Origin of the sequence: Wolbachia endosymbiont (group B) of Scrobipalpa ocellatella (assembly GCF_964188425.1) — a bacterium.
Taxonomy (GTDB): domain Bacteria; phylum Pseudomonadota; class Alphaproteobacteria; order Rickettsiales; family Anaplasmataceae; genus Wolbachia.
Genome location: NZ_OZ077190.1, coordinates 870846 through 886887, shown reverse-complemented (window position 1 = coordinate 886887; position 16042 = coordinate 870846). Strand labels below are relative to the sequence as shown.

The following is a 16042-nucleotide window of genomic DNA, read 5'->3' as shown; positions in this document are numbered from 1 at the left end:
TTAAAAAATTACTTGGTAGCTAAAAAAATAACTAAAGTGCATACAGCAGTAACAACTGGAGGTAAAATTAGAAGCATTGGTGTCTTTTTAATAAAATAATTTCTAGAAGGTTTTAAGAAAAAGGCATTGTAAATTATCGGTAAGAAGTATAGAGCGTTGAGTATAGTACTGACAATTAACACCAGAGCTACAAATACAGAAAGTGTTACATTACTAGAGTTAAAAACAGCTTGAAAAATGAAAAATTTGCTCCAAAAAGTCGGAGCAGGTGGTACCCCTATCATGGACAATGCACCTATAGTAAATGCTATCATACTAATTGGCATACTACGTCCTATACCGTGAATTCTATCTATGTATTTCTCACCTGTTTTCGTTATTATTGCTCCAGCAGTGAAAAATAAAGTGATTTTTGCAAATGCGTGGCAAACTAATTGAAAAATTGCAATCCTCATGCTAAATTCACTAAAAATTGAAGCGAACAATATAATATATGACAACTGAGAGATAGTAGAATAAGCAAGCAATTTCTTTAATTCCTTTTGCTTTAATGCAATTAACGATGCAGTAATAATAGTAAATCCAGCAGCGTACGGAAGCCATCCTCCAGCAAACCAACTTTGCTGTGCAAAACGTTGCATATTATCGATGCCAAAAGTGTATAATATAACTTTGATGATGATGAACACTCCTGATTTCACAACAGCAACAGCATGTAGTAGTGCGCTTACAGGAGTTGGTGCAACCATTGCTTTTGGCAACCAAAAATGCATTGGCATTAATGCAGCTTTTCCTATTCCATAAATCAGCATAGCAAAACACACTGCAATAAAAGTTATGAACGAAGTATCAAACTTGAATATTCCACCTCTTACAAAGTCTAAAGTATGGAATTCATTATATAAGAGACCTATTGCAGGAAAAAATAACACTAAAGAAGAGAAAAATAGTAAACCAAAGTAATAGCGTCCTGCAATTACTGATTCATTTGTTGAGTTGTGAGTAATCAGAGGGTATGTACTAATAGTTAGAAGCTCGTAAAAGACAAATGTAGTGAGCAAATCTCCAGAAAAAGCAATAAACATTGCACAGCTAATCGCTATTGAAAAAAAGCATAGAAAACTCGAGTAGTTACTATCAGCATAGTTATTTCGCATATAACATATTGCATATATACTGGTTAGTACCCACAAAAATGATATTAATAAACTGAATATTGCTCCACTAGACTCTAACTTTAAACTAATATGCAAATTATTACCAAAGTCCATGAGAATAAATTGAGAATGATCACCATACACCAAATATAAAGTGCATAGAGATGTATACGCAAATAGAAGCATAGAAGAAACAACAGTAATGCTATTGTTCACTCTGGGCCATTTACTAGTAAAAGAAATAGCTAATGCACTTAAAAGTGGGATCAACGCAGTAATTAACAAATAATTCTCAGTAATAAAAAGTGGCAAGGAAAGAGATATTAAAACAAAATCCATTAAGTAATTCATCTTTCTGTTTAGGTAAAGCTAAAATTATATTCAAGTTACAGAGAATTTGCTATTTTTTAGTTGTATATCGGAAGTGTTAAATAAACCATACGCATCAAGTTAAGAAAAAGTGGCGTAAGGAAGAAAGGAAATAAGAAAAAACTATTTTATATATTAAGTAATAAGGTTAGTAATTTATAGATCTTTCTAAAAAATCATCTTATCCTAGATAAGAATTTCCTAAAAAAATAAATGTAACAAATAAAATGCCAATCTTAAATATTGCTATGTTTCACGATAGCTTCTTAATTTGGCACGTATGGTTTGTTAAACACTTCCAGAATTACTCAAAACCGCTACAGACTATATCTTTCTGTATAATCTTTAAATGCACCTCTATTGGAGTCAAAATGTAGCTTCACACTGCCAATTGGCCCGTTTCTTTGTTTTGCAATGATCAGCTCTGCAATATTTCTAATTTTCTCCATTTTCTCTTGCCACTCTCGATGTTTATTACTTCCTTCATTTGGTTGCTTTCTTAATTCATAATATTCTTCTCTATAGAGGAACATTACTATATCTGCATCCTGCTCTATGCTTCCTGAATCACGTAAATCAGAAAGTTGTGGTTTTTTATCATCCCTTTGCTCAACAGAACGAGAGAGCTGTGATAGTGCAACAATGGGAATATTTAGTTCCTTTGCAATTGCTTTTAAACCCTGCGTCACTTCTGAGATTTCTTGCACTCTATTTTCACTACTCCTTTTTGTTGTTCCTCGAATTAATTGCAGATAATCTATAAATACCACCTCTACATTGTATAGTTGATATAGCAGTCGTATTCTGGTACGAAGGGCACTAATTGATAGAGCAGGAGTATCGTCTATTATGAAAGGTAATTCTGATAGATCTGTACTAGCATTAATGAATTCATGTAATTCAAAATCACTAATTCTCCCAGTCAGTGCCTTATAATAACCAATGCCTGAATCTATAGTAATCAATCTTGCGGTTAATTGCTCTGCTGACATTTCAAGTGAGAAAAAAGCTACGTAGTGTTGTTTATCTGTTCTTTTTTGCAAAATCTTACAAGCGTTAAGTGCGATGTTCAGTGCCAATGCTGTCTTTCCCATTGAGGGCCTTGCAGCTATAATTAACAGATCAGATTTCTGCAAACCACCAAGAAGCTGGTTTAGATCTTGAAGTCCGGTTGTAATACCTAGAGCCTCTGGGTTATTCTTCAGCTTGCTAATCTTCTCAACCACATCTTTAATTGAACTTGCAAGCTTTATGTATGTTTTCTCACCTTGCTTTTTTACTGCTAAATTGAACAATTTTGTCATTGCTTGCTCAATTTGTACCTGTGCAGGATTTTCGATGTCATAGTTATAACTATCGTCAATTGTCTCTTGTCCGAGCTTGATTAAGCATCTTCTTAAATAAGTATCACGGATTATTCTGGTCAAGCTATAGATATCAAGAGCAATACTTGCCTTCGCTGCAAGCTTTGCTAGGTACTCAACTCCACCACATTCGGCAAATGCTTTATCATTTTCAAAAAACATCTTAAGGCTTAGTTCATTGGCAACTATGCCGTGTTTTCTGGTTTTAGATATCTGGGTAAAAATGCTTTGATGTAGTGGATCGTAGAAATTGTCTGCTGCAATTATATCTTCAACTGCATCACAAATTCTATTATCACGAATCATTGCACCAATGAGCATTTGCTCTGCTTCTAAATTATGTGGCAATTTACATATTTCTTCTCTTGAATTAATAAGGTTAACTAATTCATTCATTTTAAGTTTTTAGAGTAATGATTGATTATTGTAGAATATTCAATCTCGACTTAAAAGAGAAAAAATTTGACTAATCCTGTGTTGCTTATAGCATTAAAATAGGCCCCTGTGGTGGAATGGTAGACACGGCAGACTCAAAATCTGTTGCTTGCAAGAGCATGCTGGTTCAAGTCCGGCCAGGGGCACTCAAACATTGGAAAGTGCTTTATGTTACACAAGTTTTTTAATCGTTCATTTGCCATTCTTTCTTCTATAAATGCTATTCAAAGGATAAAGAAAGATGAAAATGGAATATGTTACGTAACGGGACTTAGACGCTATTTGTCAGTGCTGCTTGATTTAATCATCATCGTTTTATTTTTACAGTTTTGCGGTCAGGCCTTAAATCAACTCTTTATGAGCTCGGAGAGCAGTAAAATATTAGGCCAAATTGCTGCAAAATATCAAATGCAGGTGCCACTATCTGCAGAGGAAACAGCAATGCAGAGTAAACTAATAAAGTTACTAGTTCTAAATCAGATAGTTCAATTTATTATGCTTTTTAGTTATGTAGCATATATGTGGATAAGATTTGGCGCTACACCTGGAAAATTCTTACTTGGACTTAGAGTTGTGAATGCACAAACTTTTGAAAAATTGACTCTGAAACAAGCAACAAAGAGGTTTTTTTCCTTCATATTGTCAACTGCACCATTATTCTTGGGTTTCATATGGGCAAGTTTCGATAAACGCTGCCAAACTTGGCACGATAAGATTGCAAATACAGCAGTTGTCACAAACAAAAGTCTTAAGTGTGATAAAATGAACTAAATTCGTTTAAAATAAGAAAATTTTAATAGTTTTATTGATAAATTTGATCAAATGCTTAATTAATGATATACTAAAATAGTAGGTAAAAAATATGCCAAGTATTACTCATGATCAAAGTATGGATTCTATTAGCGATAGTATTGTACATATTGATGATAATGAAATAAAAGAATGCGTAATTGAGGCACTAGAACCATTTAAGAACGAATTAGAAGCTCAAAGTTTTGACCTTAATGGGCTAGGAACTTCTGACCTAGTTAAAGCATGGAAGAAGATAGAAGATTTTAAAGGTGCTGAGTTAAAGGATGCTTCTGACCTTGCTGATCTGATAAAAGGGCAAATTGCAGAATTTGATGAAGAAAAATTATGGAAAATGTGTACCTTTAGCAAAATTTCCTATGGTGATGTGGATAGAAAATTAGAGAAAGGTAAATACAAAACTAAAAGGAAGTTTGAAGAAGAAGGTTATCAGATTATAAGATTTTACGATAATGAACTTATTGAAGATAAATATTGCTCAGATGTTGATTATAAATTAGAGCAACACGATGTTGGCTATGCTTTAACTGGTAAAAATTCATATAATCGAGATGCTGGTTATATTTTTATTAAAGATAACGAAGTAGATATAGCTTACCATGGCACTCGTGATTTAAATGATGTGAAGGAAGATCTGCGTGCTTCTTTAACTAAGTTGCCATTTTTGTCTGGAGATAATTATGTTCACTCTGGTTTTTACTCTCTATTCAAACGTTCTTGGCCCAGCGTACATAAAATATTACAAGGGCATGCTAATGATAAAGGATTAGCAATCAAAGATTTAAAAATCAATGTTACAGGCCATAGCATGGGAGGTGCTCTTGCTAGTATAACTGCTTTATGTCTTAATAAAACAGAAGGTGCTGAAGATGTTCATGTTGCAACTTTTGGCTCTCCAAGAGTGTTCTACAATGGTGCTGCTGAAGTTTACAATGAGTGTCTTGGACATAATACTATTAGAGTAGCTTGTCAATCAGATCCGGTACCATGTTTGCCACATGGTAATGCTGGTATGCACTATAAACATGTAGGTAAACCATTAAAATTAGAAACAGGTAAAACTCTGGAGTATTTAGAACTACACTATCATAAAATCGATACCTATTATAACCTTATTGAGAAAATAGAGCAGGAAAAATTTAAATCGGATAGCGAAGCATCTAAGTATCGTCATATTGCTTATATTTGTGGCCTATTTTACCATGCAGTTTTGTCATATGTTGATGTGGATGATAAGGAATTCTTTGAAGAAGTCAGAGAAGAAAATGAAGGCATTAAGCTTTCTGAGATACCAATTCAACGTGCTCCAAATTTAGAAGAGGAATTTAGACAAGGAAAACAAAAAGTAGCTCAGCTTACTAATGAAAAAATTCAACTAGAGGGAAGGTTAAATAGTATACAACAAAGTTTGGTTGGAAAAACTAAAGAGTTAGATGATGAAAAAGGAAAATTAACACAAGAACAACAGAAGACTAATCAACTCAATGATCAAGTAGATAAACTTACTGCAGAATTTAAAGGGACAAAAGATCAGCTTGCAGAAAACAAAGCAGAGTTGGATGAGCAAATTAGCAAAGTAACTAGGCTTAACGGTACTGTAGAAAAACTTGAAGAAACAAATGCTGGATTAGAAAGAAAGAATAGTAATCTGACTAATCAACTGAAGAAGCTTGAGAAAGCAAAAACTAAGCTAGAAGAAAAGGTAGAATGTGCAGAAAAAGAGCTAAAGGATGCTAGAGCTCAATTCAGAGAGAGTGAGGGAGGGCTAAGGGAAGTAAAAGCTCAACTTGAACAGGAAAATAGTAATTTGTCTAGTCAAGCAAGGGAGCTTGAAAGGAAATGTGAGCAAACAGAAGTTCAACTTGTAGCATCAAAGCAAAAATTAGCTGAAGAAACTAGTAAAGTCATGCAACTTAGCAAAGAATCTAATGAAGCAAGAGCTCAGCTTGAAAAGAAGAAAAAAGAGATTGGAAGGCTAAAAGATCAAGTAGATCAAATGACTATACAAAACAATCAATTGGAAGGGCGGCTGGATGATGCAAAGCAAGGTCTAATTGATAAAACTGATGAAGTAACCCGATTAACACAGGTTGCTGATACGCTAAATGGTCGGGTAGCTCAATTGACTACACAAAATGATCAGTTGGAAGGGCAGCTGAATGATGCAAGACAATCGTTCGCTGATCAAATAATGCAACGCGAAAATGAAAATAACGACTTAAAGACAAAGCTGCAAGAAATTGAAAACAAAAGTGAAGTACTAGAGAAGAGTCTACAGAAGCAATTTGAAAGCAAGAATGAAGAGCTAAGTGAAAAATTCTTGAAAGCAAGAACTTACAGTAAAAGGCAAGGTAATTATGCTTCTGTTTCTTTTGTATTATCTGGAGCACTTGCTGTTGGTACAAGTCTAACAATGGTTCATTTAGCAATGTGTGTTTCGCTTGCTGTAGCTGCATTAACTTTTCTTGCAGTAGGATGTTACTGTTCTTATAACGCAAATACCGCACTTAATAACGTTGAAATCGAAAATGGTAGTTATAGAATAGCTGCTTGAGTATTAATTTAAATATTCTTTATTGCTAGTTTTATATCATCACTTTAATTTGGTTGTATTTTACTAAAAAAACTTTAGATTTATTTTATAATCGATACTCAAATATGATTTGGAATTTATTGCAGACAGGGCAAAAGGAAGGCTATAAAATTGCGTATACCAATGCTCGTATTATTGACCCGGAAACTAAACTTGATATAAAAGGTTCATTATTGACTGAAGGGGGTAAAATTGTTGATTTTGGCGAATCATTATTTTCAACAAGTGGAGTTGATGAAATAATAGACTGTAAAGGGCTTGTTCTAATGCCAGGCCTTATTGACATTCACGTACATTTTCGTGAACCAGGTCAAGAGCATAAAGAAACTATACATACAGGCAGCAAATCTGCAGCTGCAGGGGGCGTTACAACTGTAGTTTGTCAGCCAAACACTGTTCCAGCGATTGATAGTGTTGTCTTGGCTCAGTATTTGAAATATAGAGCATTTGAAACTTCGCATGTGAATGTGGAATTTTACGCTAAAATCACCACTTCGGAAGAAAAATTAACTGAAATGGCACTCTTAAAGGAAGCAGGTGCAGTTGGGTTCACCGATGATGGTATGCCAGTTATGAATCCAATGATTATGAGACAGGCACTGCTTTATTCAAGTATGCTTGGTGTTCCTATTGCTCAACACGCAGAGGATTTGAATCTATCTGCTGGTGGCGTAATTAACGAGGGTAAGATTTCTGAAGAATTGGGAGTAAAGGGAATCTTGAGTGCATCGGAATCGGTTATGGTAACTCGTGATATACTGCTAATGAAGAACATAGAAAATGTACACTACCATATTTTACATGTCTCTTCAAAAGATTCACTTGATGCTATTAAACGTGCAAAAGATTTGGGGTTAAATGTTACATGTGAAGTAACTCCTCATCACTTTACTTTAACTGAAGATATAGTAAAGCAACATGGAGCAATCGCAAAAATGAATCCGCCACTTCGTACAGAGGAAGATCGTTTAGCTATGATTGAAGGTTTAAAGACAGGTGTGATTGATTGTATTGCAACCGATCATGCTCCGCATGATCTTAGTTCTAAAGATTTGCCACTTGAAAATGCTGCATTTGGTATTGTTGGCCTTGAAACAATGCTGCCCATTTCACTTGAACTATATCACAGTGGACAAATGGGTCTACTTGATGTGCTTGCAAAATTGACATATAAGCCTGCAGATATCATACATGTGCCACGTGGCCGCATACAGAAAAACCTTGCAGCGGACTTAATTTTAGTTGATTTGGATCATGAATGGAAAATTAAAGTTGACAACTTTGCTAGTAAATCAAAAAATTCCCCTTTCGATGGACGCAAAGTGAAAGGGCGCGTAATACGTACCGTTGTGTCTGGCAAAACTGTATATTTACAGAAGGATTAGTTATCATACAGTTGCGTTCTCAATTTCAATCAATTGTAAATATTCAATATAAGTGGTAAAATATAGCCACTGAATAAAAAATATATGCTAATTAGTACGACATCGGAGCTGGAGAATGCATGTGAAGAATTGATGGCAAAAGATCCAAAATTTATAGCAGTGGACACAGAGTTTATTAGAAACAATTTAACCTACTATCCTAGATTATCACTAATTCAAATTTCTTACGGAGAGAAGAGTTTTATTGTAGATGTGTTAGTACCGGGAATTGACTTATCGCTTATTAAGAAAATAATGCTGAATCGAGAAATAACCAAAGTTTTTCATAGTTGTCGGCAAGACATAGAATCCTTACTCACCGTGCTTAAATGTGTTCCTACTCCCATTTTTGATACCCAAGTTGCTGCTATGTTTTGTCATTATTATCACGACTTTATTGGTTATTCAAAAGTAGTAGAGCAATATCAGGGGGTAGCGCTGGATAAAATTAAAGCTAAAAATTCAGACTGGTTAAAACGGCCATTATCTGAGGATCAATTAGATTATGCAGTAAATGACGTGATACACCTATATGACCTACACCAAATATTGTGCAATAAACTTGAAGAAAATAATAGGATAGGCTGGTTTCAAGAAGAGATGGAATCAATAGTTGATGTTAATAAGTATTTGCATAATCCAAAAGATGCATGGAAGAGGATTAAATTTAATTATGAAGCAAATCCAAGGTTGATGTTAACTGTTAAAGCAGTTAGTGAGTGGCAAGAGACCTTAGCACAGCGTTACAATATAAATCGTAATAAGGTAGTCAATAATGCTGTAATAATTGGTCTTATTGAAAAAAATGTGGAGCGTATTGACGAGGTTTTAGATGACCTTAAGAGAAACACAAAAAATATAAAAGAGGAAGATTTATTAGAATTTATGAATATTTTCAATGAGAATGAGAAGGAGTTTGTGCAGCAAAATTATACTCTGTCGGATAATTATGATAAATCTGTCTTTGATATACTCTCGATTATTTTAGAGAGCAAATGTAAGGAAAATAACATATCGAGAAAGTTAGTTTCGTCAAAAGATGAGTTAGCTGGATCAATATCTGGGAAGATAGATAAATTGTTCAAGGGATGGAGATATGATTTTTTCGGCAGATCAGTAGAATCGTTTTTGAATGCAGGCTCAAGGTTTGAAATTTTAATGGTAAAATCTGCTGATAGTACAGCTAAAATTCGGAGTAATCTTGTGGAGAATAACCGTATCACGTGTTGAGGTCTAACGAGTTTATTATATCTTTCACTTGAGAAAGAACATTTGCGCTGGTATCGATGATAAAGTCGCTCATTTGCTTTTTTTCTTCAATAGGGAGCTGAATACTAGACATTAGATCCAGCTTTTTTTTATCCATATTACGCTCACTAATCCTTTGAGCTTGCACAACGCTATCTGCATGGATAAAAACAATAAAATCGCAATACAAATGGAATCTCGTTTCCAGCAGGAGTGGAATGTCTAGAACTAGAAGTTTTCTGTTGTTTTCTTTCTCATGAGCAATAAAAAATTCTAATTCATTTTGCACAGCGGAATGTACTAAAGACTGGAATTGCTTCCAATTTTCATCATGTGCTAAAAAATATTTAGACAATACTGTTCTATCAATTTTTCCATTTACTACTACCCCAGGAAATTTTTCTTCTGCATAACTTATTATGTTTTTGTCCACTTTATAAAGCTGGTGTACGACAGAGTCAGCATCAAACAAAGCGGCACCAAATTCTTTAAAGCAATTGGCTACAAAGCTCTTTCCGACTGCAATTCCACCTGTTAGACCTATTATCATATATCAAAGACTTCTTAAAAAGAATATGTGTCGTAGCTGTTATGTCTACTTAAAACTGAATTTGTGTGCATTAAAAGAAAAGCTATTATTTTTTTAGCAATCAAGTAAAATAGAGTGAAAGATTAAGAGGAAATTTTGAAAAATAAGATAAAAAAGATAGCAATTTCAGGGAAGGAAGTATGGCCAATCATCGAGGGCGGCAAAGGCATTGCAGTCAGTGATGGAAGGTCAAGTGGAGCATTTGCTGCAGCAGATGCTGTTGGTACGTTTTCTGGTGCAAATGCTAAACTTATTGATGACAATGGTGAGTTGGTGCCGCTGATTTATAGAGGTAAAACAAGAAATGAAAAGCATGAGGAATTAATTAAGTATAGTATTGAGGCTGGAGTTAGTCAAGCAAAAATAGCGAATGAAATATCAAAGGGCCGTGGAAGAATACATATGAATGTGCTTTGGGAAATGGGAGCAGCAGAACAAGTCCTTCATGGCATATTAGAAAAAGCAAAAGGTTTAGTTCATGGCATCACTTGCGGTGCTGGTATGCCTTACAGGCTTGGAGAAATTGCAGCTAAATATCAAGTTTATTACTACCCTATTATCTCATCGGCGCGCGCTTTTAAAGCGTTGTGGAAACGTGCTTACCAAAAAATATCTTCTTTTTTACTTGGTGGAGTAGTATATGAGGATCCGTGGCTTGCTGGTGGTCACAATGGACTCAGTAATAGTGAAGACCCAGAATTACCGCAGGCTCCATTTGAAAGAGTTGCAGAGCTTAGATCTTTCATGAATGAGGTCGGTCTTTCTGAAACGCCAATTGTTATGGCGGGGGGAGTGTGGAATTTGAAGGATTGGGAACATTGGTTTGACAATTTACAAATCGGACCAATAGCTTTTCAGTTTGGCACTCGTCCACTTTTAACAAAAGAAAGTCCGATTTCTACAGAATGGAAAAAGAAGTTACTTACTTTAGAAGAAGGTGATGTATTTTTAAACAAATTTAGTCCAACAGGATTTTACTCATCTGCAGTAAGAAATAGCTTCATATATGAGCTACAGGAACGAAATTCACGTCAAATGAAATTTTCAGAAAATGTGAGTGGAGAGTTTAATAATGAATTTGCAATGGGTAGCAGAGGTAGAAAGATTTACCTCACTGCAAAAGACAAAGAGCTAGCAAATGCATGGATTAAAGCAGGGTATACAGAGGTAATGAAAACTCCAGATACAACTGTTATTTTTGTGACGCCAGGCAAATTTGCGGAAATAAGACAAGATCAAATTAATTGCATGGGATGTTTGAGCCATTGTCTGTTTAGCAATTGGAAAGATCATGGTGACCATTCAACAGGGCGAAAGCCAGATCCACGGAGTTTCTGTATACAAAAGACACTGCAAAACATTGTACATGACGGCAATGTTGAAAATGAACTCATGTTTTCTGGGCACAATGTGTACAAATTTAAGCAAGACCCATTTTATAAAAATGGTTGCATACCGACAGTAAAAGAATTGGTAGATAGAATATTGGTTGGTTTATGACTAACTTGACAAGAAGACATTATTCTATATAATTTATAGTAATAATTGTTTATTAATTTAATCTTAATTTGAGGGGAATATCTATGCGCGATAGTGTTTTAAAAAGGTACGCACTTGCCTATATAAAAGAAAATGGCAGTGATAAGAATGTTCAAGAATTTTTACGTTCTCGTGGTATGCAAAATATTGAGAACTGGAGTGATAAAAATTTTGAAAATGCGTATAAGGAATTTAGGCGCTATAACCCAACTAATGAACACAATATAGGAAGTGATCGACGTGATAGTAGGCAACAACCTACAAGCCCTCAGGTTACACACGTACATGTACACAATAATAGAGGTTTAGATTTTTGGGATTATTTACTACTTAGCAACCTGTTTAGTGGTCATACTACAGTGATAAATAACCTTGGTTCCGGTAGCAGTAACCAGCCATGCAGAGAAGATAAGAAAAAAGACGCAGAAGACAACAGGAAATTATTAGCTTTAGGGATAGTAGCTGTAGTTACGTGTGTTGCTTTCCATGCTTTAATGTGTGTTTGGTACAACAGCAGCGAAAAAACGGCTAGAAAATCAGAAAAGGTAGATTACCTGGATAATAAACTTAAAATGTTCAGAAATATAGAATTTGCAGTTGGTGCAATTTCTTTAGCAGCTTTGGTAGGTTGCGCTATTAACCCAGTCTTACCAGTTTGGGGTTTAGTCATTCTTGGTATTAATTCTCTTGTATGTTTTGCTGGTGGTGTGGCTTTTCATATGAAACATGAGAAAGAGTCAGAAAATATTAAGAAGGCTGAAGAAGCGGTAATTAACTATCATAAATCAGAACCTGGATATGATTTGGGAGATTCTTCTAATCTTGAACCACCACCTCCTTACTCTCCTCAAGATCCTAATACTGCTTCAAGTGCTCCTTCTTATGATGGCACACCTGGGTATGCATTTGGTGATCCTAATGCGACACAACAGTTTGGAGGTTGTGCTGCTAAACCATAAGTTACTAATCGAGAATACCGCTGCAACGCGCAGCGGTATAATGGATTTTCAGATTGCTTGTCTGGTAGGATATGTATTGATTTTTATTACTAGTGCAGATACGATAAAGCTTTAAACTAGTACAAAATGGAGCAATTTGAGAGCTTTTACATCACTACGCCAATATATTACGTAAACGACAAGCCACATATCGGCCACGCATATACTTCCCTTATCTGTGATGTTACAGCTAGATTTATGAAATTAGCTGGAAAGAACGTCAAATTTACTACTGGTACAGATGAACATGGACAAAAAATTGAAAAAGCAGCTAAAACAAAGGGAATAGAGCCAAAAGAATTTACAGATGAAATAAGTGTTACGTTCAGAAAATTAGCTGAGCTAATGAACTTTAATTCTGATGATTTTATCCGCACCACAGAAGAACGTCATGAACAAGCAGTTATAGCTCTATGGAATAGGCTTGAAGAGAGAGGGCAAATATATCTGGATTCTTACTCAGGTTGGTATTCAGTTCGTGACGAAGCGTTTTATCAGGAATCAGAGTTGATAGATGGCAGAGCACCAACAGGCGCTGAAGTTCAGTGGATAAAAGAAGAGAGCTACTTTTTTCGTTTGTCAAGTTGGCAAAATAAATTACTAGAGTTATACGAAAATCATCCGAATTTCATCTTTCCTGAGAGCAGAAAAAACGAGGTGGTATCGTTTGTAAAATCAGGACTTACTAACCTTTCGATTTCTCGTACTAGTTTTAATTGGGGAATAAAAGTACCAGGGAATGACAAGCACGTAATTTATGTTTGGATAGATGCGCTCACTAACTATCTCACGTCAATAGGCTTTCCTAATATAGAAGATGAGGAATATAAGAAGTTTTGGACAAACTCCTTCAACATTCATGTGATCGGTAAAGACATATTGCGTTTTCACGCTGTATACTGGCCAGCTATTCTTCTTGCAGCAGATTTACCACTGCCAAAGCAAATTGCAGTTCATGGTTGGTGGCTAAACGAGGGGGAAAAAATATCCAAATCCCTTGGTAACGTTATAGATCCAATTAATCTTGCAGAAGAGTTTGGTGTTGATCAACTACGCTATTTTCTCCTTCGGGAAGCAAGTTTCGGTCAAGATGGTAATTTCAGTAAGAAGAACATGATCAGCCGCATAAACTCAGAGCTGGCAAACAATATAGGCAATTTAGTGCAAAGAACAATTTCATTTCTGCACAAGCAATGCTTTGGAGTTGTACCAGTGGTCGATCGCAATTTGCTTAAAGATGATGAGAGTTTACAAAATTGCAAAGCCATAATTGATCAAGTAATGGATCATCTATCAAAGTATGAATTTAACCAGATTATACTCCTGATTATCAATATCTCTTCCAAGGCCAATGCTTACATAGATAAAAGTGCACCCTGGACACTCAGTAAAACCGATAGAGAGCGCATGAATTTAGTGATTTATAAATTACTCGAATATATCAGAATAATTGGTATTTTATTGCAGCCAATTGTTCCAAAGTCAGCAGAAATAATACTTGACCAATTACAGACTCCAAAAGAACAACGTGATTTAAAATCTCTGTGCAACGCATGTGTAAGCTTAGGTGTTACATTACCTAAGCCTACGCCGATTTTTTTGAGGTTTGATATTTAAAGAACCCTTAGTAAACCAGGCTGAATTGGTCGTTGTGTAGTTAATTTGCTTAGTTCAACAGAATCAACAAAGGTACCTTGCTGTTTTGATGTGTTTATACCGTTGTCTACTTTGGAAGAAATGACTTTATTTTTGTTTTGATCAAGCTGCTTTATGATCTCGGCTACAGGAGGATTTGATGAATCTTCTACCTCACCTGGTTTTGTTGAAGAAGAAGCTGAATATGGATAATTATCCCTATTCTTCATTTTCTCTTGTTTTATATTATCACACTGAAAAGACATAGAATCTTGGGATGTATCCCACTCTTCATCATCAGATACATTACTACTATTGCTCAATAAATTATTACTAGGGCTATTTAGTAATGGATTTTCACTGGACATTATATTCTTTAATACTATTGGTAAGTTTAGCGGTTTTACGGGTTTCTTTAGCTCTTTATTGAACGTTTTCTTTGGTTCTGTAGGTAATCCTTCAAAACTATCAAGAGAATCATCTTGTGCGTCTAAGGAATCTAGCTGTTCATATTGACAATACATTTTCTTTCTTCGTCCTAGAACTGTTCTTTTCAAACGATCATTCATATAATCTCCTTGTTGCATACTCTCGCTATTGCTTGACTTCTTTGCTTCCTGTTCTTTTAACCTCTTCTTCTCAATCTCGTCACGCTTTTCCTTGCTCATGAGGTTTTTTCCTTGTTTTATTTCTGCAAACAAAGCATCAATTGCAGGCCCAGAAGGGAAATTATTCCCTAAAGATGGAGGAGGAGGTGGCGGTACAATGGGTGTTTCAGGTATTACTGGAAATGATGGTGTAGGAGTATTGCTGTGTTCAAGTCCTTTTGCTTTCTGTAAATCTTGTGATTGATTTTGACATACTTCGTTGTTTTGCTGTTGTACGTTGTCCTTTCCAACAATTCCTTTCCTTCGGCTTTTGAACTTTTTGTGCAAATCAGCCATCAAATCTCCATTTTCTTGTTGCTTGCCACCTCCTGAGGGTATGGATTTATTATTAGCATTATTCTTTAGAGTAGGTGATGTTGGTGCACTGGATGTTCCAAGCGTTACTGAAAGTGATGATGTATGAGTATTGCTGTGTTCAAGTCCTTTTGCTTTCTGTAAATCTTGTGATTGTTTTCTACCAGGATCAACTCCTTTCTCGCTGTTTATTGCAGAAAGGTGTGAATTGATAAGATATGCAGCTAAGCTCAACATAACCAATGCAGAAACAAAAGCAATAACTGCAGAAGACACTGGCACTGCAGCACTACTTAATACCTCTAAAATGATGAAACACGTGTATACTCCAGCTACAGTACTGGATGTACATAATAATAAAATAGCAATTGAATATTTTAAGCCAGTTGCCTTTTTTTGTTCTGCTACAGATGACTTTTGATTTTCACTATCAGAGTGTACACCATTATGTTGTTCAGTCATAGGTTTTTTCGGCATAACCTGTTTAGTATTGCTTCTATCATTTTTAGTTTTGTCACTCGCATTATCTTCTTCTTTTGACTGAGCGCTATTTTTGGTTTCTGGATTCTTAACATGAATACTATTCTTGCTTCCTTCATCTGCAGTTTCGCTATTTACATTATGTTCTTCTTGTTTTTTCTTAAATAGTGGATTGTTTTCAAAATTAAGAGATGATTGTTGAACAGGACTCTTAGATTGACCTTTTTTTGGTTCAGTGTGACTGCTAATTCCTGATGTAGCCAAATTAGAAGGTTTTTTATTATCCTGTGGAAGTTTCCAATTCTTTAAACCTCCGGATGGTAAAGGAGGTGGTGGCGGAGCTGATGATGGTGTGTTACTATTAGATAAATCATTAGTAAGCATTTTTCTTCCTTATTATTAATATTATATTAATGATAATTAAATTATTAGTACTTGT

At 35.2% G+C, this 16042-nt stretch carries 11 protein-coding genes and 1 tRNA gene; 8 read left to right on the top strand and 4 right to left on the bottom strand.

The annotated features are described in order from the left end of the window. Positions 1-8 precede the first annotated feature (8 nt). Both AB3210_RS04080 and AB3210_RS04075 read right to left on the bottom strand, forming a co-directional pair. Positions 9-1508 (bottom strand): proton-conducting transporter membrane subunit, encoded by a 1500-nt coding sequence (locus tag AB3210_RS04080; RefSeq protein ID WP_372436128.1) that lies wholly within the window; start codon positions 1506-1508, stop codon positions 9-11. Positions 1509-1843: 335 nt separating this feature from the next. Next, positions 1844-3286, bottom strand: coding sequence for a replicative DNA helicase (locus AB3210_RS04075; RefSeq protein WP_007302722.1), 1443 nt, complete (start codon positions 3284-3286; stop codon positions 1844-1846). A gap of 102 nt (positions 3287-3388) precedes the next feature. Here AB3210_RS04075 and AB3210_RS04070 point away from each other — a divergent pair. From AB3210_RS04070 to AB3210_RS04050, 5 genes are all read left to right on the top strand, one after another. Further along, positions 3389-3471, top strand: a tRNA-Leu gene (locus AB3210_RS04070). 22 nt (positions 3472-3493) lie between these two features. Beyond that, the gene (locus AB3210_RS04065; RefSeq protein WP_007302723.1) at positions 3494-4096 is read left to right on the top strand and encodes an RDD family protein; all 603 of its coding nucleotides are present in this window, start codon (positions 3494-3496) and stop codon (positions 4094-4096) included. 91 nt (positions 4097-4187) lie between these two features. Beyond that, positions 4188-6689, top strand: coding sequence for a lipase family protein (locus AB3210_RS04060; protein ID WP_019236352.1), 2502 nt, complete (start codon positions 4188-4190; stop codon positions 6687-6689). Positions 6690-6793: 104 nt separating this feature from the next. Continuing rightward, positions 6794-8113 carry a dihydroorotase gene (locus tag AB3210_RS04055; protein WP_052264764.1) on the top strand — a complete coding sequence of 440 codons (1320 nt, stop codon included), beginning with the start codon at positions 6794-6796 and terminating at the stop codon, positions 8111-8113. A gap of 84 nt (positions 8114-8197) precedes the next feature. Further along, positions 8198-9382 (top strand): ribonuclease D, encoded by a 1185-nt coding sequence (locus tag AB3210_RS04050; RefSeq protein ID WP_052264765.1) that lies wholly within the window; start codon positions 8198-8200, stop codon positions 9380-9382. On the opposite strand, the gene coaE is transcribed toward AB3210_RS04050, so the two are convergent. Continuing rightward, entirely contained in the window at positions 9372-9950 is a 579-nt protein-coding gene (coaE, locus tag AB3210_RS04045; RefSeq protein ID WP_007302729.1) for a dephospho-CoA kinase, read from the bottom strand. The two genes, AB3210_RS04050 and coaE, sit on opposite strands and share 11 nt — an antisense overlap. Before the next feature lie 135 nt (positions 9951-10085). Between coaE and AB3210_RS04040 the strand changes: the two genes are divergently transcribed. The 3 genes from AB3210_RS04040 (at position 10086) to metG (ending at position 14143) form a co-directional block, all read left to right on the top strand. Next, positions 10086-11489 (top strand): NAD(P)H-dependent flavin oxidoreductase, encoded by a 1404-nt coding sequence (locus tag AB3210_RS04040; protein WP_052264766.1) that lies wholly within the window; start codon positions 10086-10088, stop codon positions 11487-11489. A gap of 83 nt (positions 11490-11572) precedes the next feature. Next, on the top strand, positions 11573-12487 hold the full coding sequence (locus AB3210_RS04035; RefSeq protein WP_096097170.1) for a hypothetical protein: 915 nt from the start codon (positions 11573-11575) through the stop codon (positions 12485-12487). 126 nt (positions 12488-12613) lie between these two features. Then, entirely contained in the window at positions 12614-14143 is a 1530-nt protein-coding gene (gene metG / locus AB3210_RS04030) for a methionine--tRNA ligase (protein WP_052264938.1), read from the top strand. On the opposite strand, the gene AB3210_RS04025 is transcribed toward metG, so the two are convergent. Next, positions 14140-15987: a hypothetical protein gene (locus AB3210_RS04025; protein ID WP_230609123.1), complete on the bottom strand. Its 1848-nt coding sequence runs from the start codon at positions 15985-15987 to the stop codon at positions 14140-14142. The genes metG and AB3210_RS04025 overlap by 4 nt on opposite strands. Positions 15988-16042 lie beyond the last annotated feature (55 nt).

What these genes read in the sequence shown, in the direction of transcription:
- AB3210_RS04080 (WP_372436128.1), bottom strand. Translation starts at nt 1,508, where the DNA reads ATGAATTACTTAATGGATTTTGTTTTAATATCTCTTTCCTTGCCACTT.
- AB3210_RS04075 (WP_007302722.1), bottom strand. Translation starts at nt 3,286, where the DNA reads ATGAATGAATTAGTTAACCTTATTAATTCAAGAGAAGAAATATGTAAA.
- AB3210_RS04065 (WP_007302723.1), top strand. Translation starts at nt 3,494, where the DNA reads ATGTTACACAAGTTTTTTAATCGTTCATTTGCCATTCTTTCTTCTATA.
- AB3210_RS04060 (WP_019236352.1), top strand. Translation starts at nt 4,188, where the DNA reads ATGCCAAGTATTACTCATGATCAAAGTATGGATTCTATTAGCGATAGT.
- AB3210_RS04055 (WP_052264764.1), top strand. Translation starts at nt 6,794, where the DNA reads ATGATTTGGAATTTATTGCAGACAGGGCAAAAGGAAGGCTATAAAATT.
- AB3210_RS04050 (WP_052264765.1), top strand. Translation starts at nt 8,198, where the DNA reads ATGCTAATTAGTACGACATCGGAGCTGGAGAATGCATGTGAAGAATTG.
- coaE (WP_007302729.1), bottom strand. Translation starts at nt 9,950, where the DNA reads ATGATAATAGGTCTAACAGGTGGAATTGCAGTCGGAAAGAGCTTTGTA.
- AB3210_RS04035 (WP_096097170.1), top strand. Translation starts at nt 11,573, where the DNA reads ATGCGCGATAGTGTTTTAAAAAGGTACGCACTTGCCTATATAAAAGAA.
- metG (WP_052264938.1), top strand. Translation starts at nt 12,614, where the DNA reads ATGGAGCAATTTGAGAGCTTTTACATCACTACGCCAATATATTACGTA.
- AB3210_RS04025 (WP_230609123.1), bottom strand. Translation starts at nt 15,987, where the DNA reads ATGCTTACTAATGATTTATCTAATAGTAACACACCATCATCAGCTCCG.